This window comes from Crossiella sp. SN42 (assembly GCF_023897065.1).
In the GTDB taxonomy this organism is placed as follows: domain Bacteria; phylum Actinomycetota; class Actinomycetes; order Mycobacteriales; family Pseudonocardiaceae; genus Crossiella.
In genome coordinates, this window is sequence record NZ_JAMHIV010000050.1 from 32,057 (window position 1) to 52,397 (window position 20,341).

General features: G+C 72.7%; 18 protein-coding genes. 10 read left to right on the forward strand and 8 right to left on the reverse strand.

The features are described from left to right. Positions 1-89: 89 nt before the first annotated feature. Positions 90-428 carry a YbaB/EbfC family nucleoid-associated protein gene (locus tag M8C13_RS40600; protein ID WP_252486151.1) on the forward strand — a complete coding sequence of 113 codons (339 nt, stop codon included), beginning with the start codon at positions 90-92 and terminating at the stop codon, positions 426-428. Here the strand turns inward: M8C13_RS40600 and M8C13_RS40605 are convergent. The 5 genes from M8C13_RS40605 to M8C13_RS40625 all read right to left on the reverse strand — a co-directional run bounded on the left by M8C13_RS40605 (position 425) and on the right by M8C13_RS40625 (position 6,415). Next, positions 425-964 (reverse strand): hypothetical protein, encoded by a 540-nt coding sequence (locus M8C13_RS40605; protein ID WP_252486152.1) that lies wholly within the window; start codon positions 962-964, stop codon positions 425-427. The genes M8C13_RS40600 and M8C13_RS40605 overlap by 4 nt on opposite strands. 53 nt (positions 965-1,017) lie before the next feature. Then, positions 1,018-3,156 carry a transglutaminase domain-containing protein gene (locus tag M8C13_RS45685; protein WP_252486153.1) on the reverse strand — a complete coding sequence of 713 codons (2,139 nt, stop codon included), beginning with the start codon at positions 3,154-3,156 and terminating at the stop codon, positions 1,018-1,020. Beyond that, a complete protein-coding gene (locus M8C13_RS40615; RefSeq protein WP_252486154.1) occupies positions 3,126-4,259 on the reverse strand; it encodes a DUF58 domain-containing protein in 1,134 nt (377 codons plus the stop codon). Before M8C13_RS40615 ends, M8C13_RS45685 begins: the two co-directional genes overlap by 31 nt. Then, positions 4,256-6,112 carry a fibronectin type III domain-containing protein gene (locus M8C13_RS40620; RefSeq protein ID WP_252486155.1) on the reverse strand — a complete coding sequence of 619 codons (1,857 nt, stop codon included), beginning with the start codon at positions 6,110-6,112 and terminating at the stop codon, positions 4,256-4,258. Before M8C13_RS40620 ends, M8C13_RS40615 begins: the two co-directional genes overlap by 4 nt. Positions 6,113-6,178: 66 nt before the next feature. Beyond that, positions 6,179-6,415 (reverse strand): DUF2631 domain-containing protein, encoded by a 237-nt coding sequence (locus M8C13_RS40625; protein WP_252486156.1) that lies wholly within the window; start codon positions 6,413-6,415, stop codon positions 6,179-6,181. Between the two features lie 195 nt (positions 6,416-6,610). Between M8C13_RS40625 and M8C13_RS40630 the strand changes: the two genes are divergently transcribed. The 4 genes from M8C13_RS40630 to M8C13_RS40645 are packed head-to-tail and all read left to right on the forward strand — an operon-like array spanning position 6,611 to position 10,546. After that, positions 6,611-7,768 (forward strand): ABC transporter ATP-binding protein, encoded by a 1,158-nt coding sequence (locus M8C13_RS40630; RefSeq protein WP_252486157.1) that lies wholly within the window; start codon positions 6,611-6,613, stop codon positions 7,766-7,768. Continuing rightward, on the forward strand, positions 7,765-8,913 hold the full coding sequence (locus M8C13_RS40635; RefSeq protein ID WP_252486158.1) for a PotD/PotF family extracellular solute-binding protein: 1,149 nt from the start codon (positions 7,765-7,767) through the stop codon (positions 8,911-8,913). Before M8C13_RS40630 ends, M8C13_RS40635 begins: the two co-directional genes overlap by 4 nt. Further along, positions 8,910-9,746 carry an ABC transporter permease gene (locus M8C13_RS40640; RefSeq protein ID WP_252486159.1) on the forward strand — a complete coding sequence of 279 codons (837 nt, stop codon included), beginning with the start codon at positions 8,910-8,912 and terminating at the stop codon, positions 9,744-9,746. Before M8C13_RS40635 ends, M8C13_RS40640 begins: the two co-directional genes overlap by 4 nt. Next, positions 9,743-10,546: an ABC transporter permease gene (locus tag M8C13_RS40645; protein ID WP_252486160.1), complete on the forward strand. Its 804-nt coding sequence runs from the start codon at positions 9,743-9,745 to the stop codon at positions 10,544-10,546. The genes M8C13_RS40640 and M8C13_RS40645 overlap by 4 nt, the downstream gene beginning before the upstream one ends. On the opposite strand, the gene M8C13_RS40650 is transcribed toward M8C13_RS40645, so the two are convergent. Next, positions 10,543-11,121, reverse strand: a complete 579-nt coding sequence (locus M8C13_RS40650; protein WP_252486161.1) for a TetR/AcrR family transcriptional regulator — start codon at positions 11,119-11,121, stop codon at positions 10,543-10,545. The genes M8C13_RS40645 and M8C13_RS40650 overlap by 4 nt on opposite strands. 54 nt (positions 11,122-11,175) lie before the next feature. On the opposite strand from M8C13_RS40650, the gene M8C13_RS40655 reads away from it, so the two are divergent. Continuing rightward, positions 11,176-12,690, forward strand: coding sequence for an MFS transporter (locus M8C13_RS40655; RefSeq protein WP_252486162.1), 1,515 nt, complete (start codon positions 11,176-11,178; stop codon positions 12,688-12,690). A gap of 84 nt (positions 12,691-12,774) precedes the next feature. Here the strand turns inward: M8C13_RS40655 and M8C13_RS40660 are convergent, their stop codons facing one another. After that, positions 12,775-13,095: a hypothetical protein gene (locus M8C13_RS40660; protein WP_252486163.1), complete on the reverse strand. Its 321-nt coding sequence runs from the start codon at positions 13,093-13,095 to the stop codon at positions 12,775-12,777. Between the two features lie 222 nt (positions 13,096-13,317). On the opposite strand from M8C13_RS40660, the gene M8C13_RS40665 reads away from it, so the two are divergent. Both M8C13_RS40665 and M8C13_RS40670 read left to right on the forward strand, forming a co-directional pair. After that, complete coding sequence (locus tag M8C13_RS40665; RefSeq protein ID WP_252486164.1) at positions 13,318-15,732, forward strand: immune inhibitor A domain-containing protein; 2,415 nt, start codon at positions 13,318-13,320, stop codon at positions 15,730-15,732. A gap of 143 nt (positions 15,733-15,875) precedes the next feature. After that, complete coding sequence (locus M8C13_RS40670) at positions 15,876-16,679, forward strand: SDR family oxidoreductase (RefSeq protein ID WP_252486165.1); 804 nt, start codon at positions 15,876-15,878, stop codon at positions 16,677-16,679. A gap of 67 nt (positions 16,680-16,746) precedes the next feature. Here the strand turns inward: M8C13_RS40670 and M8C13_RS40675 are convergent, their stop codons facing one another. Next, on the reverse strand, positions 16,747-17,013 hold the full coding sequence (locus M8C13_RS40675) for a GlsB/YeaQ/YmgE family stress response membrane protein (protein ID WP_252486166.1): 267 nt from the start codon (positions 17,011-17,013) through the stop codon (positions 16,747-16,749). Between the two features lie 201 nt (positions 17,014-17,214). On the opposite strand from M8C13_RS40675, the gene dxr reads away from it, so the two are divergent. Both dxr and M8C13_RS40685 read left to right on the forward strand, forming a co-directional pair. After that, complete coding sequence (dxr, locus tag M8C13_RS40680; protein ID WP_252486167.1) at positions 17,215-18,438, forward strand: 1-deoxy-D-xylulose-5-phosphate reductoisomerase; 1,224 nt, start codon at positions 17,215-17,217, stop codon at positions 18,436-18,438. 21 nt (positions 18,439-18,459) lie between these two features. Further along, positions 18,460-19,743, forward strand: a complete 1,284-nt coding sequence (locus tag M8C13_RS40685; protein ID WP_252486168.1) for an RIP metalloprotease — start codon at positions 18,460-18,462, stop codon at positions 19,741-19,743. Positions 19,744-20,341 lie beyond the last annotated feature (598 nt).

Genomic DNA, 20,341 nt, shown 5'->3' on the forward strand with positions numbered 1-20,341 from the left:
TGTGGCCGGTGCTGGCCGCAAGCTGTCAGCCGAGCCCGGATCTTGTTGTGCCGCAGCACACTGGGGCCACCACAGGCGAGGAGGCGACAGTGCGCGACGAGCAGATGCGACAGCTGGTGGACGCGGTGCGCGAGGTGCGGGACGGCATGCGGGAGATCACCGCGACCGCCGACTCACCGGACGGGCTGATCACCGCGACGGTGGGCGCCCGCGGCGAGGTGCTGGAGCTGGAGCTGAACCCGCGGATCTTCCGCGACCCCGACTCCCAGCGGCTGGCCGAGGACATCGTGGAGACCATCCAGCGCGCGGTGGAGGAGGCCCAGCGCCAGGTGTTCGACCTGGTGCGGGACTTCCTGCCGGCCGGGGCCGATCCGGAGACCGCCGACCTGGACTTCGACCCGTTCCTGCACAGCGTGTCCCAGCGTTAGACGGGGGTCAGGCGGAGCACGGCCGTGCCCTCGTGCGCGGCCACCACCTCCACCCGCAGCCCGTTCACCGTGATCCGCGCCCCCGCCTTGGCGACGGCCTGCGCGAACGGCTCCGAGCTCGGCGTGCCGCCCACCGCCGTGCACTGGGTGCCGCCCTCGCAGGCGTACTTCACCCCGCTGCCGGAGGGGAAGGTCAGGTTCAGCGTGACCGTATCCGCCTCGACCGACCCGATCCGCAGGGTGCGCACCTGGAGCTTGGGGTTGAGCCGGATCGAGGCCGGTTTGCTCACCAGCACCTCGCACGCCCCGTCCGTGCAGGCGGTCAGGTTCCGGCCGTCCGCGGCCCCGGTGGGCAGCGGGGGCGGCGGGGGCTCGGGCTGGGTGCTCGGCGGCGGTGACGACGACGGCGGGGGAGCGGAGGTGGTGGAGGCGGGCGACGCCGAGGAGGGGGCCGGGGCGGGCGCGTCCGGGGCGCAGCCCGCCAGCAGCACGGCGACGCCCGCCAGCAGGGGGAGCAGGGTGGTGGTTCGAGTCACCACCCCATGCTGGCCAGGCGGGGCCGCGTGTGGGCCGTGCTGGCCGGAAGCTGTCAGCCGGTCCGCGGGTCCAGCGCCGCGCGCAGCCGGGCGCGCAGGGAACCGTTGCGGGACAAGCTCTTGCGCACCTGCCGCTCGGCGTCCCAGGCCCGTTCGGCGAGCTCGCCGGTGACCTGGGCGCCGGACCACAGCGCGGCGTCCACGGTGCCGGCCAGCAGCCGCACGCTCTCCGCGGTGAACCGGTCCGAGCCCGGCCCGGCCGCCATCGCCAGGTCCCGCACGGTCATCCCCGGCGTCACCGGGATCCCGAAGGCGCGCAACCGGTCCCGCACCTCGGCCACCGCGCCGGCCACCGCGGCCGGGCCGGTGGCCCGCCGTCGTCGCCACCGCCGCAGCAGTCGCAGCAGCGGCACCCCGAGCACCCACAGCACCGGCAGTCCCAGCACCAGTGCGGGCAGCGCCCACAGCAGCCACCACCAGCTGCCCGAGCCCGCCTCGTCCGCCTCGCCCCCGGCCCCGTCGGCGGGCAGCTCCGGATTGCGCAGGGCCTCCGGCGCGGGCAGGTTCTGCCGGGCGCGCGCGGTCAGGTCGGCCAGCCCGCCGGTGACGGTGGAGCGGGCCGCGGTCTCGGTCGGGTCCAGCGGCACCCAGCCGAAGCCGCGCACCGCGACCTCGGGCCAGGCCAGCACGTCCCGGTTGCGCACCACCCAGCGCCCGTCCGCGGCGCTGGTGGCCGGCGCGGCGTAGCCGACCGCCAGCCGGGCCGGGATGCCGCGCAGCCGCGCCAGTGCCACGTAGGCGGCGGCGAACTGCTCGCTGGTGCCCTGCTTGGTGTGCAGCAGGAAGCGTTCCAGCTGCGGCCAGCCGTGCCCGGTGGGCAGCTCGGCCCCGTCGGCCAGCCGGTAGTGGTCGGTGAAGAACCGCTGGAGCTGCAACGCGGTCTGGAAGGTCGCGCGCAGCCCCCTGGTCGCCTGCTCGGCCAGCTCGGCCATCCCCGGTGGCACCTCGCCGACCCCGCCCTGCCAGCCGGGCACATCCGGGTCGATCGGCGCCTCCAGCAGGCCCTCGGCCTTGGGCTCCCACCAGGACAGCCGGTAGTCCACCGCGCCGCCGGGCCCGAACAGCATCCCGTTGGCCGGGCCGATCAGCGGGTCGGTGCCGCTCACCGCGGCGGGCCAGGACTGGCTGGGCAGCCACCGCCCGCTCCCCGGCGGCGTGCTGATCCGCGCCTCCCGGCGTTGTGGGTCAAGCAGTCCCGGCGGCGGGGCCAGCTCGGCGCCCAGCCGCTGGAACTCCCCGCCGGTGCGCCAGTTCACCCCGTCGAACTCGGTGAACACCGCCAGCGGCCAGCGGTCCACTGGCGCCGGGCTGGTGTAGCTGAACACCGCCCGGTCCGGCTCGCGCAGCCGGGCCGCGATCTCGGTGAGCGGGCTGACCGTGGGCGCGGGCGGCAGCGGCGCGGGCCGCTCGTCCTGCAGCGAGTAGGCGGGCCGCCCCAGCGGATCGGCGAGCAGCCCGACGCCGGACCCGGCCAGCGCCGCCGCGGCCACCACGACCAGGGCCACCGGCCGGACCTGCCCGCGCACCAGCGCCAGCGCGCAGGCCGCGGCGTAACCCAGCGCGGCGGCCAGCGCGAACCCACCGGTCGCGGCCGCGTACAGCTGACTGAGGCCGAGCACCACCGCGCTGGGCAGCAGCGCGGGCAGCGGCCCCCGGAACCGGTGCGCCAGCTCGATCCCGAGCACCCCGGCGGCCAGCACCAGCAGCGGCACGAACAGCAGCAGCTCCGGCTCCGGCCGCGCGGGCCAGGTGGACTCCAGGGTCAGCCGCCAGGAGTCGACCAGCCCGGCGCCCAGCGCCCGCACGGTGTCCCCGGTCGGCAGCCCGGCCAGCGTGGTGCCGAACAGGGCCGACTCGACGATGCCGAGCAGCCCGGCCACGCCCAGCAGCAGCGGCCGCCACGGGATCAGCACGGGCGTCCTGGCCACCAGCTCCGCGCCCGCGGCCAGCACCAGCGTCACGGTGAGCACCGAGGGCAGCAGCACGCCGAAGCCGAACACCGGCGCGAACAGCAGCCCGGCCAGGGCGCCGGCCAGCAGCACCCCGGCCAGGGTCAGCCGTTCGCCGGTCCGGTCCCGGGAACCGGCGGCGGGCATGGGTTTCACCGGCGTCCGGCCGGGGTCGCGTTCCACTGGCTCACCGCCTCCGCCGCGTCCGCCGCCCTGATCAACCGGCCGACCGGCCGTCCCGCGCCGACCCCCAGCGCCACCACCGTGGTCGCCGGGTACCGCCCGCGCAGCCTGGCCAGCACCGCCTCGTCCAGCGATCCGCCGGTCACCACCACCAGCGCCCCGTCCCCGCCGCGCGCCCTGGCCAGCGCGCCCGGCGCGAGCGCGGTCTCCTGGTCCTGGCCCAGCTCGCACAGCTCGTCCAGCAGCCGCCGCGCCGCGGTGGCACCGTCCGAAGTGGACAGATCGAGCCCGCCGGAGGTGACCAGCCTGCACCGCTGCCCGCCGAGCGCGGCGGCGTGCAGCACCGAGGCCGCCACCTCCACCGCCTCCTCGAAAGCCGCCGGGGTGAGCGAGCGCGACCTGGTGTCCAGCAACAGGGTCAGCCGCGGCTGGTCCGGGTCGGCGTACTGGCGGACCATCAGCTGCCCGGTGCGCGCCGCGGCCTTCCAGTGCAGGTGCCGCACCTCATCGCCGGGCTGGTACTCGCGCACCTCGCGCAGGTCCAGCGAGCCGTGCAGGTCCTCGGCCACCCGGCCCTCGTGGTGGTGCCGGGGCGTGCCCCTGGCCGGCAGCCGCAGCGGGTGGCGGCGCGGGTGCACCCACACCGTGGCCGACTCGCCCGCGGTCAGCCTGCCGCGGGCCAGGCCGAGCGGGTCGGTGCGCTCCAGCACCAGCGGGCCCACCGGCAGCCGCCCGCGCCGCTGGGTGGGCAGCTCGTAGTGGTAGCTGGCCTCGGTGCCCGGCGGCAGCGCGTTGACCCGCACGTCGTGCACCCCCTCGCCGAGCCGGTCGCCCGCGGTGAACGCGGGCTGGTGCCGCTGGCCCTGGTTGCGCACCAGCAGCCGGGCCAGCGCCGGCCGGCCGCGCTCGACCCGGTCCGGGTACACCTCCCTGGTCACCACCACGCTGGGCCGCCGCGCGGTCAGCGCCACCGCCGCGACCAGCGCGCCGGCGCACAGCCCGCCGAGCGCCCGCAGCAGCGGGTGCCCGGCGAGCACGCCCGCGGTCAGCAGCAGCACCGCGAGCACCAGCACCACCACGCCACGCCGGGTCAACCGGCTCACTGGCTGACCCAGTTGATCGTGTTGGACTTCACGCCGTCCGCGACCACCCACACCTGCCTGCCGACCTGGCAGTAGTGGAATGCCTCGAAGGTCTTCGTGCCGTTCGCGTCGGTGCGCACGGTCCGGCCCTCGTTCGAGTACCGCGGGTTGCTGGAGTAGGGGATGACCTTGACGTTGGTGTTCGGCGCGAACCCGCGCAGCGTCACCCGCATCCGCGCGCTGTGCGGCAGGTAGGTGCAGTCGTTCTCGTACAGCTCGGGGGTGCCCCGGCTCAGCTGGATGCTGCGTTGCGGCTTCGGCGCGACCGGACTGGCCGTGGCCTGCCCGCCCGGCCCGCGCCCGGCCCGGTTCTCCGCGACCACGGTCACCGTGTACGCGGTCCCGTTGACCAGGCCGGTCAGCACGGTCGAGCGGGTCCCGCCGCCGACCCGCTTGGTGGAGCCGCCCGCGCTGGAGGTCCAGGACACGATGTAGGCCGACACCGGGGCCCCGTTCGCCGCGGCCGCGCCCCAGTCCACGGTGAGCTGCCGGTCGCCGGAGCTGGCCCGCACGTTGGTCGGCGCCCCCGGTGGACTGGCCGGGGCGACCGGCGGTTTCGCGCTGGTCGGCCGGACCGGCCGGACGGTGCTGGAGCGGGGCGGGGGCGGCAGCTTCGGCGGCGGCTGGATCCGCGGCCCGGTGGTCGGTCCGGCGCCGGTGGTCGGGCCGGGCCCGCCGGTCAGGGTCGGTTCCACCGGCGGCGGCTGCGGCTGGTTGCTGCTGGTGATCTTGTCGCCGCTGATCGGCACCGGGGTGACCCGGCCGTCGTGGTCCACCGTGACCACGTGCCCGCCGTCCGCGCTGTCCACGTAGACCCTGGCGTCCTCGCCGCGACTGACCCTGGTCCCGCCCGGCGGCATCGTGGTCTCCCGCAGCGGCTTGCCCGCGCGGTCGAAGGTGAGCACCGCGTTGGTGGCCTTGTTCACCACCACCACGGTCTGCCCGGAGGACTCGACGTCGGTGTAGTCACCCGGCGGCAGGCTGACCACCGCGGGCTTGGCCGGTGGCCCGGTCCGGTTCGGGCCGCCGATGTCCACCAGCAGCATCCGCTTGGCCGCGCCGTCCAGCACCGCGATCCGGCCGTCCACGTCGGTGCTGGCCAGCCGGACGGTCGGCGGCAGGTCCGCGCCCACCGGCAGGCCCTCGCCCAGCCCGGCCTCGCCGATGGGGTGCACGGTGTCGGTGGCGGTGTTGACGAAGACCGGCCGGTCGGCGACCACGGTCAGCGCGCCGGTCTGCCCCTTCGGCGTGTTCGCCGGGCAGTCCAGCCGCAGCGCGCCCTTGACCAGCTTGCAGACCGCGCCGTTGTCCGGCCGGTGCAGCCAGACCGTGCCGTCCGCGGTGGCCACCGGGTCGCCGAGCTTGCCGTCAGCGGAGACGGTGGCGGTCTCCCCGCCCAGCCAGACGATCTTCCCGGACTCCCGGTAGATGACGTACGGGCCGCCGGGGACCTCCAGCGTCACCGGTGGCTCCGCCGAGGGCGCGGGTGTGCTCCGCTCCACCCGCAGCGTCGACTTGCCGAACTCGATGATCCGGCTGCGCCCGATGACGTAGCCCCCGGTGCTGCCCTGCACCACCGGACTGCCCGCCTCGGCCTCCGGCACCTCGGCCCTGGCGTCGATCGCCCCGGTCGCGCCGTCCAGGTGGAACACGCCACCCAGCACCGCGTTGTAGACCCAGTGCCCGCTCTGCTGGAAGTCCGCCCCGCCCTGTGGCTTGGCCGCGCCGGTCAGTGCCAGCGCCACCGCACCCACCACGGTCAACGCGGTGAGTGCCATGGGCGCGCGCCCCCGGCGGATGCCCCTCGGCTTCATGGCCGCGACCTTAGGGCACGGGCCTATACGGAGGGTTCACGTCCGGTACATCGGGCGAGAGCCGGGTCAGCTGCGCCAGGAGGTGCGGTCCTTGATCTGCCAGCGGATCAGCGCGCCGGCCATGATCGCGGCGGTGAGCACCAGGTAGACGTCCTCGTTCCAGCCGGTGTGGTTGCCGATCAGCATGCCCAGCATGGCGACCACGGAGAACCAGCCCATGATCTTGGTCGCGCGCGGGAAGTGCCCGTGCCAGCCCCAATCGGCCGAGGGCTCGTCGTGCTCCGAGGCTGGTGCGCTAGCCACGATCTTTCCCTCCACTGAAACATGGTCGACCCTGACAAGCAGGTCTCCACTAAGTAGTTCGTCTACATGCCCATCGTCGCACACCGAGCCCCGCTGGATTACGCTGACCCACCGCGCGCCCGTAACCGCCGCCGGGCTCGCCGTCCCCCATCCCCAGCCCCAGCCGGGGCACCGCCGTGCCTGGAGGTCCTCGGATTGACCGCTGAGTTCCATCCCGTCGAAGCGCGCACCCCGGACACCTACGCCCCGGTCGCGGTCGGCATCTACGGCGTCACCCGCCGCTTCGCCGACCAGGTCGCCGTCGACGGCGTGGACCTGCGGGTGCACGAGGGCGAGTTCTTCTCCGTGCTCGGGCCCTCCGGCTGCGGCAAGACCACGCTGCTGCGGATGATCGCCGGGTTCGCCGACCCGGACTCCGGGCGGATCGAGCTGGACGGCGCGGAGATGGTCGGCGTGCCGCCCTACCGGCGCGATGTGAACACCGTCTTCCAGTCCTACGCGCTGTTCCCGCACCTGTCCGTGTGGGACAACGTGGCCTACGGGCTGCGCCGCAAGAAGCTGCGCGGCGCGGAGCTGAAGAAGCGGGTGGGCGAGCACCTGGAGCTGGTCCAGCTCGCCGGGTTCGCCAAGCGGCGGCCCGCGCAGCTCTCCGGCGGGCAGCAGCAGCGGGTGGCCATCGCCCGCGCGCTGGCCGCCCAGCCCCGGTTGCTGCTGCTGGACGAGCCGCTGGGCGCGCTGGACGCGCAGCTGCGCAAGCAGATGCAGATCGAGCTGATGCGGATCCAGCGCGAGGTGGGCACCACCTTCCTCTATGTCACCCACGACCAGGAGGAGGCGCTGGTCCTCTCGCACCGGATCGCGGTGCTCAACGCCGGCCGGGTGGAACAGGTCGGCTACCCCGAGGACGTCTACGAGCGGCCCGCGACCCGGTTCGTGGCCGGGTTCATCGGCACCTCCAACATCCTCGACGGCACGGTGACCGGCTCCGAGGGCCACTGGCTGGAGCTGGCCGCGCCCGGCGTGCGCAGGCTGCGCGCCCGCCCGCCGGGCCGTCCGATCGGGCACGGCGGCAGCCTCGCGGTCACCGTGCGGCCGGAGAAGCTGCACCTCTACGACCTCGACGGCGCCGAGCAGCCGCCGGAGGGCTGGTGCGTGCTCGACGGCACGGTGCACGACGTGGTCTACACCGGGATGTCCACCCAGTACGTCATCGACGTGCCCGGCGGCGGCCAGCTGGCCGCGTTCGTGCAGAACACCCGCCGGATCTCCGACGCGGGCACCCCCGGTCAGCCGGTGCGCCTGGCCTGGGATCCGGAGTACACCGTCGTCCTGGCCGAACAGGGGAAGAGATGACCGAGCAGGTGCGGATCGCCCGGTTGTGGGACACCAGCGGCCCCCGGGTCAGCCGCCGGAGCATGCTGCGCTCGATGGCCTTCTTCGCGGCGGCCGCGCAGGGCCTCGGCGCCTGCGGCATCGGCCCCGCGCCGGCGCCGAGCAGTTCCGAGACCACCAAGGTCAAGGCCACCAACGCCAAGGACGAGAAGCAGCTCAACTTCTACAACTGGACCGACTACATCGCGCCGGACACCCTCAGCGGGTTCGAGGCCGACTCCGGCATCACGGTCACCTACGACAACTTCAGCTCCAACGACGAGATGGAAGCCAAGATCGCCTCCGGCGGCGCGGGCTACGACCTGGTGGTGCCCAGCGACAACTTCCTGCGCCGGTTCCGCCGCGCCGGGCTGCTCCAGCCGCTGGACCACGAGCTGATCCCGAACCTGCGCAACCTGGACAAGCGGTTCACCGAGGCCGACTACGACCCGGGCAACCGCTACTCCGTGCCCTGGGCCTGGGGCACCACCGGCCTGGCCTACTCCAAGAAGACGCTGGGCACCTTCACCGGCTTCAGCGCCTTCGACCACCCCGCGGTCAAGGGCCGCAGCTCGATCCTGGACGAGGCCCGCGACGGCATGTCGCTGGGCCTGCTGGCGCTGGGCCACGACCCGAACACCACCGACCCGGCCAAGATCGAGGAGGCGGTGCGCTACCTGCTCGGGCTGAAGAAGAAGATCGGCCAGATCACCTCCGACGTGATCGAGCCGCTCACCTCCGGCCAGGTGGTGCTGGCCCAGGTCTACTCCGGCGACGCCTTCCAGGCCCGCGACGACAACGAGGACGTGGCCTACGCCATCCCCACCGAGGGCGGACTGTCCTATGTGGACCTGTTGTGCGTGCCCAAGAACGCCCCGCACGCGGCCAACGCGCACCGCTTCATCGACTACATCCTGCGCGCCGACGTGGGCGCGAAGCTGGCCAACGCGGTCCGCTACGGCAGCCCGAACACCGCGGCCAAACCGATGATCGACAAGGAGCTGCTGGAGGACCCGCTGGTCTACCCCTCGGAGGAGGCGCTGGCCAAGCTGCCCTTCACCAAGGACCTGGACCGGGAGGTCGAGGCCCGCTACGCGGACGCGTGGACCAAGGTGAAGACGGGTTGACCGGTCAACTCAAACGGCACGCCCTGCTCACCCCGGCCGGGCTGTGGCTGGCCATCTTCCTGCTCGCCCCGCTGGCCCTGGTGGTGCAGTACAGCTTCGCCACCCGCGACACCGGCGTCACGCACGTGGTGCTGCCCTGGACCAGCCAGGCCTACCGCAGCGCGCTGGACCCGGCCTTCCTGCCCATCTTCGGCCGCACCCTGTTCTACGCGCTGGCCACCACCGCGGTCTGCCTGCTGCTGGGCTTCCCGCTGGCCTGGTTCATCGCCCGGCACGGCGGCCGCTGGCGGACCGCGCTGCTGGCCGCGGTGCTGGTGCCGTTCTGGTCCTCCTACCTGGCCCGGATCTACGCCTGGAAGGCGCTGCTGGACGACGACGGCCTGGTCAACCAGGCGCTCGGCCTGGTGGGACTGGCGGTCGACGGCGGCTTCCTGCGCACCGACGGGGCGGTCGTGCTCGGCCTGAGCTACGGGTTCCTGCCGTTCATGGTGCTGCCGCTCTACGTGGCCTGCGAGCGCTTCGACCACCGGCTGGCCGAGGCCTCCTACGACCTCGGGCACGGCCGGGTGTCCACCTTCCTGCACGTGGTGCTGCCCGGCGTGGCCCCCGGCGTGCTGGCCGGTTCGCTGCTGGTGCTGGTGCCCGCGGCCGGTGACTTCGTGACCCCGAAACTGCTCGGCGGGGTGGAGCAGTCCACCTTCGGCAGCGTGATCGACGACCAGTTCCGCAGCGGCAACAACTGGCCGCTCGGCTCGGCGATGGCGGTGCTGCTGCTGGTCCTGGTCGTACTGGTGCTCGTGCTGCGCGGCCGCCGGGGGGAGGACGTGCTGTGAGACGCCCCTGGCGGCTGGGCCTGGCCGTGGCGCTGGTCTTCGCCTTCCTGTACCTGCCGATCGGCTGGCTGGCGCTGGCCTCGTTCAACGACTCCGCGCGGGTCAGCCGGATCACCGGGTTCAGCACCCGCTGGTACGCCGCGCTGGCCGAAGACGAGCGGGTGCTCAGCGCGCTCGGCCTGACCCTGCGGCTGGCGCTGGCCAGCGCGGCGGTGTGCGTGCTGCTGGGCACACTGGCCGCCTTCGGGCTGCGCAAGGCCTTCCGCGGCCGCGCGGTGTGGACGGTGCTGCTCAGCCTGCCGCTGGTGGTGCCCGAGGTGGTGATGGGGGTGAGCCTGCTGGCCTTCTGCGTCAAGCTGGCCGGCCTCCCGCTCGGCTTCGGCGCGCTGCTGGCCGCGCACGTGGCCTTCTCGCTCAGCTTCGTGGTCGTGGTGGTCCGGGCCCGGCTGGCCGGGATGGACCCGCGGCTGGAGGAGGCCGCGGCCGACCTGGGCGCGGACCCGTTCACCGCCTTCCGCACGGTGACCTGGCCGCTGGTCGCCCCCGCGGTGGCGGCGGGCGCGGCCTTCGCCTTCCTGTTGTCCTTCGACGACGTGGTGATCTCCAGCTACCTCGGCGACGCCGGTTCCACCACGCTGCCGGTCTTCGTCTACGGCCAGGCCAGCAAGCGCGGCATCTCCCCGGAGATCGTGGCCCTGTCCACCGCGATGGTCGCCCTGAGCGCGGTGCTGCTGCTCGCGGGCGTGGCGGTCGCGTCCTGGCGGGCGCGCAGGGCGGGCGGCCGGATCACCCTGGTCTAGTCAGCCTCCAGCACATCGGCCAGCTGCCGCAGGCCGGCGGCCATGTCCTTGGCCGTGGGGGCCTTGTCCGGGTCGACCATGGTCTGCATGGACAGCCCGGTGGCCATGGCCAGCAGCAGCGCGCCCAGCGTGCCCGCCTGCTTCTCGCCGACCTGCTCGGCGGGCACGCCCAGCAGCTCCGCGGTCAGCTCGCGGCGCTGGAAGGCGTGCAGCTCGCGCAGCACCTCCAGCACCTCGGGCTGCTGAGCGCCGACCAGGAACGCCTCCAGGCTGGCCCGCCACATCGCCGGCGCGTCCTTGGTGGAGACCGAGACCTGGTGCCAGGCCGTCTCCAGCCGGTCCCGCGCCGGGGCGGCGTCGTCGATCGGCAGGGCCTTGCTGACCGCCTCGGTGGACTCGGTCAGCGCCTCGATCATGGCCTGGGTCAGCAGCGCCTCCTTGGACCCGAAGTGGTAGCCGATGCTGGCGAGGTTGGTCCCGGAGGCGGCGACGATGTCCCGCGCCGTGGTGCGCGCGTACCCGCGCTCCAGCAGGCAGCGCTTGGCCCCGGCCAACAGATCTTCACGGTGTCCCACGCTGCCATCCTAGGATCTATACAGATGTATTAGACGTACGTATGATTAACCGCTATGACCGTAATGACCGACCGCGCGGGGGTGCGGCAGTGGCTGGGCCTGGCAGTGCTGGTGCTGCCCGCCCTGCTGGTGGCGATGGACCTGTCGATCCTGCTGTTCGCGGTGCCGTTCCTCTCCGCCGAACTTCAGCCAACCGGGGGACAACTGCTGTGGATCATGGATGTGTACGGGTTCCTGCTGGCCGGGCTGCTGGTCACGATGGGCACCCTGGGTGACCGGATCGGGCGGCGGAAGCTGCTGGTGGCCGGTGGCGTGCTCTTCGGCCTGGCCTCGGTGCTGGCCGCCAACGCCACCAGCCCGGAGTTGCTGATCGCGGCGCGGGTGCTGCTCGGCGTCGGCGGCGCCACGCTGGCCCCGTCCACGCTGGCGCTGATCCGCGCGATGTTCCAGAACGCCACCCAGCGGGCCACCGCGATCTCGGTGTGGACCGCGGCCTTCGCCGGGGGAGCGGTGCTCGGGCCGGTGCTCGGCGGGCTGCTGCTGGAGAACTTCCACTGGGGCACCGCGTTCCTGGTCAACGTGCCCGCGATGCTGCTGCTGGTGGTGCTCGCCCCGGTCCTGCTGCCCGAGTCCCGCGATCCGCGGCCCGGCCGGTTCGACCTGTTCAGCGCGCTGCTCTCGCTGCTGGCCATGCTGCCGGTGATCTACGGGGTGAAGCGGCTGGCCACCGACGGCCTCGGCTGGGAACCCCTGGCCGCGATCGTGGCCGGACTGGCTTTCGGACTCTGGTTCATCGGCCGCCAGCAGCGCCCCGACCCGATGCTGGAGCTGAGCCTGTTCCGCACCCCCGGCTTCGCGGTGGCCATCCTCGCCGCCACCCTGACCCTGTTCGCCATCGGCGGCATCACCCTGTTCACCGCCCAGTACCTGCAGACCGTGCTCGGCTACCGGCCGTTCGTGGCCGCGCTCTGGGGCCTGCCGGTCTTCCTCGGCATGGCCGTGGGCACCGGCCTCGGCCCGGCGCTGGCCCGGCGGTTCCGGCCCGGCCTGGTGATCGCGGCCGGACTGCTGGTCGGCGCGGCCGGACTGCTGCTGCTGACCACCGCGGGCGTGGACCGCGGCGGGCTGACCTGGGTGGTCACCGGGATGACCGTGATGGCCGTTGGCCTGGGCCTGGTCACCGCGCTGGCCAACGACCTGGTGCTGGCCGCGGCCCCACCCGAGCGCGCCGGTGCGGCCTCCGCGCTGTCGGAGACCGGCACCGAGCTCGGCGGCGCGCTGGGCATGGCGATCCTGGGCAGCGTCGGGATCGGGCTGGTCTACCGCACCGAGGTCACCGCCGCGCTGCCCCCCGGCCTGCCCGCCGAGGCGGCCGCGGCCGCCAAGGACACCCCGGCCGGCGCGCTGGCGGTGGCCGCCGAACTGCCCGGACCGGCCGGGGCCGCGCTGACCGAGGCGGCCAAGCAGGCCTTTGTCAGCGGCATGCACGTCACCGTGCTGGTCGCGGCCGGGGTGCTGGTCCTGGCCGCGGTGCTCGCCGCTGCCCTGGTCCGGGTGAACCGTCCGTAGTGTCGGTAAAACTGGGAATCGCGCTGAACAGGCTCGCCGGACACCCATGCAAAACTGGCAATCCGAGCATGGGTCCAGACCTGTTCAGCGCGCCAGCCGGAGCTTCGCGGTGATCCCCACGACGTCGTCGGCCTTGCTCCGCAGGGCGCTGGCGACATAGCGGGCGCGCTCGGCCGGGGAGTGCAGCCAGCCCGGCGAGGACGTGCTGTTCAGCACCACCTCGGCGACCGCCGGATCCACCTGGTCGAGCAGCCCCGCAGTGGCTCTGAGCAGGCCCGGTAGCTCCGTAAGGATGCTCACCACCTCCGCCACCGAGGGGTCCCGGCTACCCCCTTCGGCCAACTCCTGGTGGACCTGCCCGAGCAGGTCACGGGCCTGGCGCACGCGCTGCGCGGTGGCGGTCATCCGGCGGCTCCACTTCCGGCGGCGCGAGCCGCCTGCGAGATCGGTTTCAAGTCAACCAGCCGATCGGATTGACCGCCGCCGCCAGTCAGGCCACCGCTTCATCACGATGCGTGATGGCCATTTCACCTGGCCGGGATCGCTCGTATGGTTCCTTCCGTTCAACATGCTGTCGGAGCGTCACTGCACACCTGATCAGCTCCGACGCCTGTCACGGGAGGGCACGTGCACAGAAGAATGACCGTTGGGCTGGCCGTGGTGGCCATGCTCGGCGCCACCGCGCCCTGGGTCGCCACCGCGGCCCCGGCCGCGGACACCAAGACCAAGGCCGTGACCGAGGTGGAGGCAGACCACGAGCTGCCCAACCCGCTGGAGGAGAAGCGCCGCGCGCTGCGCACCGAGGCGATCTCCCAGGTGATCAGCGGCGAGACCAAGACCGAGAAGCGTGGCTCGTCCACCGTCGCCAAGATCGGCGCCGCCCCCCAGCAGCAGGAGGGCGCGGCCCGCGAGCGCGGCGCGAAGGCCGCCGAGGTGCCCCGCGTCGACCAGTACGTCGAGCTGGCCAGGGAGAAGACCGACAAGATCTTCGTCATCCTGACCGAGTTCGGCAACGAGCGGCACCCGCAGTACCCGGACCAGGACACGCACGCGGCGACCCCCGGCCCGACCCGCTTCGACGGCCCGCTGCACAACGAGATCCCCGCCCCCAACCGCGGCGTGGACAACTCGACCATCTGGCAGCCGGACTACTCCAAGGCCCACTTCGAGAAGATGTACTTCGGCACCGGCGAGAACGTCGAGTCGCTGAAGACCTTCTACGAGCGCCAGTCCTCCGGCCGGTACTCCGTCGACGGCCTGGTCACCGACTGGGTGAAGGTCAAGTACAACGAGGCCCGCTACGGCCGCTCCAACGGCTACCCGTGCCCCAGCAGCACCTGCAACAACACCTGGGAGCTGGTCAAGGACGGCGTCAACCAGTGGGTCGCCGACCGCAAGGCCGCCGGTGAGAGCACCGAGCAGATCAAGGCCAAGCTCGCCGAGTACGACACCTGGGACCGCTACGACTACGACGCCGACGGCGACTTCAACGAGTCCGACGGCTACCTGGACCACTTCCAGATCGTGCACTCCGGCGGCGACCAGGCCGACGGCGACCCGACCCAGGGCGAGGACGCGATCTGGTCCCACCGCTGGTACGCCTACAACACCAGCTCCGGCCAGACCGGCCCCGGCTTCAACAAGCGCGGCGGCGCCCAGGTCGGCGACACCGGCATCTGGGTCGGCGACTACACCATCCAGCCGGAGAACGGCGGGCTCGGCGTGTTCGCGCACGAGTACGGCCACGACCTCGGCCTGCCGGACCACTACGACACCGCCGGACCGGGCGGGGCGCAGGAGAACGGCGTCAACTGGTGGTCGCTGATGGGCCAGAGCCGGGTCTCGCCGGTCAACGAGGGCATCGGCACCCGCGCGGCTGACCTGTCCGCCTGGGACAAGCTGCAGCTGGGCTGGCTGGACTACGAGACCGTGGTGGCGGGCCAGGACAAGCAGCTCGAGCTCGGCCCGCACGAGTACAACACCGACAAGGCGCAGGGCGTCGTGGTGGTGCTGCCGGACAAGCAGAAGACCACCCAGCTGGGCGCGCCCTTCGCCGGCGCCAACCAGTGGTGGAGCGGCCAGGGCGACGAGCTGGACCACACCTTCACCAGGGAGATCGACCTCACCGGCAAGACCGCGGCATCGCTGAGCCTGAAGTCGCGGTACGACATCGAGATCGACTTCGACTACATCTACGCCCAGTACTCCACCGACAACGGGGCGAACTGGACCACGCTGGACGGCACCCTCGACGGCAAGCCCTTCCCGAAGGACGCCGCTGACAAGCCGTCGATCACCGGCACCAGCGACGGCAAGTGGGTCGACACCCAGATCCCGCTGACCCCGCTGGCCGGCAAGAAGGCGCTGTTCCGCTTCCGCTACCTGACCGACGGCGGCGTGGCCCCGATCGGCTTCTTCGCCGACGACCTCAAGATCGTCGCCGACGGCCAGACGGTGTTCACCGACGGCGCGGAGAGCGGCGACAACGGGTGGACGCTCAAGGGCTTCCGCACCACCACCGGCACGGAGACCAAGTCCTACGACCACTTCTACGTGGCCACCAACCGGACCTACGCCTCCTTCGACAAGTACATGAAGACCGGCCCGTACAACTACGGCTGGCCCGCCCGCCCGCGCTGGTCGGAGCGGTTCCCGTACCAGGACGGGCTGCTGGTCTCCTACTGGGACACCTCGCAGGTGGACAACAACACCAGCGCGCACCCCGGTGAGGGCCTGATCCTGCCGATCGACGCCAACCCCGACCCGATCTACAACCTCGAGGGTCAGGCCTGGCGTCCGCGCATCGCGGGCTACGACGCGCCGTTCTCGCTGCAGAAGTCGGACTCCTTCACGCTGCACGTCAACGGCAAGCCGAGCTACGTGCGCGGCCAGCCGGCCAAGCCGCTGTTCGACGACACCAAGCCCTACTGGTCGGCCAGCCAGCCGACCGCCGGTGTCAAGGTGGCCAACGCCGGCGTCGGCATCCGGGTGCTCGAGCAGGACGGCACCTCGATGAAGATCCGCGTGTACAGCACCAAGTGAGCTGAGCTCATCCCGGCGGCGCCGGGCGGCCTCGTGCCGTCCGGCGCCGCTGTGTTCGCCCGGCGAAGGGGTTCCTGACCTTCGGCCCATGTCTTCACTCGGTGATCGTGGTATTGCTCTCGGCCATGACAAGGGTGGCGGTGGTGACCGGCGCGGCGTCCGGCATCGGACGGGCGATCGCGACGGCACTGGTCCTGCGCGGCGACACGGTCGTGGTGACGGACCTCAACGGGGACAAGGCCAAAGAGGTCGCGGACAAGCTGGCCGGGCACGGGCCGGGACAGGCGAGCGCGGCACAGCTGGACGTGACCGACGCCGAGGCGGTCGGCACGGTGGTCCGAGCCGCGCACGCCGAGCACGGCAAGCTCGACCTGATGGTCAACAACGCCGGGGTGATCGTGGCCGGCGCGGTGGAGGACCTCGGTCTTGCGCACTGGAACCTGGCGCTGGAGGTCAACCTGCGCGGGGTCATCCACGGCGTGCACGCGGCCTACCCGATCATGCTCCAGCAGGGCAGCGGCCACATCGTGAACATGGCCTCGGTGGCTGGCCTGGCCCCGTTCCCGCTGATCGCGCCGTACGCGGCCACCAAGCACGCGGTGGTCGGGCTGAGCAAGACCCTGCGCGCCGAGGCCGCCACCCGAGGGGTGAAGGTCACCGTGGTCTGCCCCGGCATGACCAACACCGGCTTCGTCCCCAACCCCGGCCTGCCGCCGGTGCCCAGCGCGCAGCGGATCACCGCGATGGAGGGCAAGGGACCGGCCTTCCAGCCCGAGCAGCTGGCCAGGGCGGTGCTGCACGGCATCGACCGGAACAAGGCGGTGGTGGTCGCGCCGGCCAGCGCCCGGCTGGTCAGCGGCCTCTACCGGCACTTCCCCCGGCTGGCCGACCGGGCCGGGCAGTGGCTGGCCAAGGCCGCCGCGGACCGGGGAGTGATCAAGTCCTGACCTGCCCTGAACCCGCGAAAGCCCGGGACCACGACGGTGTCCCGGGCTTTCGCGCGTGGTACTGCGGTCAGGCCGCCGTTCGCCTCCCGACCACGAGCCGGTAGATCGCGAGCACGATCACCGAGCCCAGGATCGCCAGCAACCACGTCCGAAGGTCGAAGAACGAACCGGTGTCCGTGTTGAAGATCAGCCGCCCGACAAAGCCGCCGATGACTCCACCGACGATGCCGATCAGCATCGTCACCAGGATTCCGCCGGGGTCGTTGCCGGGCATGATGGCTTTGGCCAGCGCACCAGCGATGAGACCGACCACGATCCACCCGAGGATACCCACGAGACTCTCCTTCCAGCCGATCGCGCCGAAGCCCGGCGCGACTCGCGTTGCGCACTGACAGAGTTACCCGGCGCTTCGGTCTTCACACCCTGTTGTCGATCACACTTCCGAGCACCGATGGCCGAGGATGGCTGCATGCTCCTGCCGCGCGCGGCGGGGCGCACTTCCGGAACAGGGAGAATGACCGTGATGGAGTACCGAATGCCCACTTCCGAGTCACAGCGTTCCGTCATTCTGCTCGGCTCGACCGGGTCGATCGGCACCCAGACGCTGGACGTCCTGCGCGCCCATCCGGACCGTTTCCGGGTCGCCGGGCTCGGCGCGGGCGGCAGCGACGCCGCCACGGTGGCCGCCCAGGCGCTGGAGTTCGAGGTGCCGGTGGTGGCGCTGGCCCGCGCGACCGCGGTGGAGGACCTGCAGCTGGCGCTCTACGCCGAGGCGCAGAAGCGCGGCTTCGAGCGGGGCGAGCTGCGGCTGCCCCGGATCCTGGCCGGTCCGCAGTCCATGGTCGAGCTGATCAAGGGCAGCCCGGCCGACGTGGTGCTCAACGCGATGCCCGGCTCGCAGGGCCTGGCCCCGACGCTGGCCGCGCTGGAAAGCGGCGCGGTGCTCGCGCTGGCCAACAAGGAGTCGCTGGTCGCGGGCGGCCCGCTGGTCACCAAGGCGGCCAAGCCGGGCCAGATCGTGCCGGTGGACTCCGAGCACTCCGCGCTGGCCCAGTGCCTGCGCGGCGGGCGCGCCGAGGAGGTCGCCAAGCTGGTGCTCACCGCCTCCGGCGGGCCCTTCCGCGGCCGCACCAGGGAGCAGATGGCCCAGGTCACGCTGGAACAGGCGATGGCGCACCCGAACTGGTCGATGGGCCCGGTGATCACCATCAACTCGGCCACCATGGTCAACAAGGGCCTGGAGCTGATCGAGGCCCAGCTGCTCTACGGCGTGCCGTACGAGCAGATCGACGTGGTGGTGCACCCGCAGTCCATCGTGCACTCCATGGTCACCTTCATCGACGGCTCCACCCTGGCCCAGGCCAGCCCGCCGGACATGCGGCTGCCCATCGCGCTCTCCCTCGGCTGGCCGGACCGGCTGCTCGACGCGGCCGCCGCCTGCGACTTCAGCCAGGCCCAGTCCTGGACCTTCGAGCCGGTGGACGACGCCGCCTTCCCCGCGGTCGCGCTGGCCAGGGCAGTGGGCACGGCCGGTGGCTGCATGCCCGCGCTGTACAACGCGGCCAACGAGGAGGCGGTCGCCGCCTTCCGCGACGGCGCCCTCGGTTTCCTGGACATCGTGGACACGGTCGCCCGGGTTGTGGATGAAGGCAACCAGTGGTCCGCCGAACCGTCTACCGTGGAGGAAGTGCTGGCAGCCGAGGAGTGGGCCCGGACCCGGGCCAAGGAGCTCCTCGGCCTGCCGCGCGCAGCCGAGTAAGCAGAACGAGGAGCCACCTAGATGATGTTCGTGCTGGGCGTCCTGATCCTGGTGTTCGGGATCCTGTTCTCCATCGCCTGGCACGAGCTGGGCCACCTCAGCACGGCCAAGCTGTTCGGCGTCAAGGTCACCCAGTACATGGTGGGCTTCGGCCGCACGCTCTGGTCCAAGCGGATCGGCGAGACCGAGTACGGCATCAAGGCGCTGCCCTTCGGCGGCTACATCCGCATGATCGGGATGTTGCCGCCGGTGGGCGGCGGCAACCTGGGCCGCAACCGCAGCACCGGCATGTTCTCCTCGATGGTCGACGACGCGCGCAGCGCCTCCGCCGAGGAGGTCCGGCCCGAGGACGCGGACCGCCAGTTCTACCAGCGGCGACCGTGGAAGCGGATCATCGTCATGTTCGCCGGGCCGTTCATGAACCTGATCCTGGCGGTGGTGCTGTTCTCCATCTCGCTGATGGGCTTCGGCCGGGAGATGCCGACCACCACGGTGGCCAGCGTGAGCAAGTGCGCGCTGCCGGCCAGCCAGCAGAACGCCAAGGAGTGCCCGGCGGACGCCCCGGCCGCGCCGGCCGCCGCGGCCGGGTTCAAGGCAGGCGACAAGCTGGTCAGCTTCAACGGCAAGCCCGCGGAGAGCTGGGACGCGGTGCGCGCGGAGATCAGGGCCGCGGCCGGCAAGGAGGTCCCCGTGGTGGTGGACCGCGGCGGCCAGCAGGTCACGCTGACCCCGAAGCTGATCGCCACCGAGATGCCGGACCTGGACGACCCGAAGAAGGTGAGCACGGTCGGCTTCCTCGGCCTGTCACCCACCTCCGAGGTGCAGACCCTGGGCGTCACCGGCGTGGCGCACGAGATCGGCGGCCTGCTCGGCAAGGCGGCCACCGCCATCGTGCAGCTGCCCGAGCGGGTGCCCGCCCTGGTCAGCGCCGTCTTCGGCGGCGAGCGCGAGCGCAACTCCCCGGTCGGCATCGTGGGCGTGGCCCGCATCGGCGGCGAGATCGCGGCCCTGGACATCCCCGGCTCGGTGCGCATCGCCGCGATGATCAACATCCTGGCCGCGCTGAACCTGTCCCTGTTCCTGTTCAACATGCTGCCGATGCTGCCCCTGGACGGCGGCCACATCGCCGGCGCCCTGTACGAGTCCATCCGCCGCGGCTTCGCCAAACTCCGCCGCCGCCCCGACCCAGGCCCCTTCGACGTAGCCAAGCTCATGCCCCTGGCCTACGCCATCTCCCTGGTGATCATCGCCTACGGCGCCCTGGTCCTGGTAGCCGACGTCATCAACCCCGTCCGCCTGGGCTAACCACCCCCGCCCAGCCGCTCCCACCCCAGCCACGGCGACCTCGCTGTGGCCGGGGGCGGGCCGCGCCAACACCCGGCCCAGGCGGGCGTCGGCCCAGACCACCCCCATCGGCCTCGCCCTCCCGACAACGCCGCACCGCCCGCCGCCGCCCGCCCGCCGGGCCGCCGCCTGCCCGCCGCAGCCTCCCATCCGCCGGGCCGCCGCCCGCCGGGCCGCCGGCTGCCCGGCTGCCCGGCTGCCCGGCTGCCCGACTGCCCGACTGTCGCAGCCTCTCGCCCGGCCGCCGCGGCTTGCCGCCGCCCGCTGCTGCGGCTTCACCAAGCTCCGCCGCCCGCTGCCGCCGCCGCCCGGCCGCCGCGGCTCGCTGCCGCGGTTTCGCCAAGCTCCGCCCGCCGCCCGGCCGCCGCGGCTCGCTGCCGCGGTTTCGCCAAGCTCCGCCCGCCGCCCGGCCGCCGCGGCTCGCTACCGCCGCTTCGCCAAGCCCCGCCGCTGCCTGCCCACTGCCGCCGCTTGTGCCGCCGTCCGCCCCTCGGTCTCGCGCCGCACCCCGCCCCCGTTCCGCAAGACCCCCGCCACGGCCGCGACCCCGCCGCCGAGC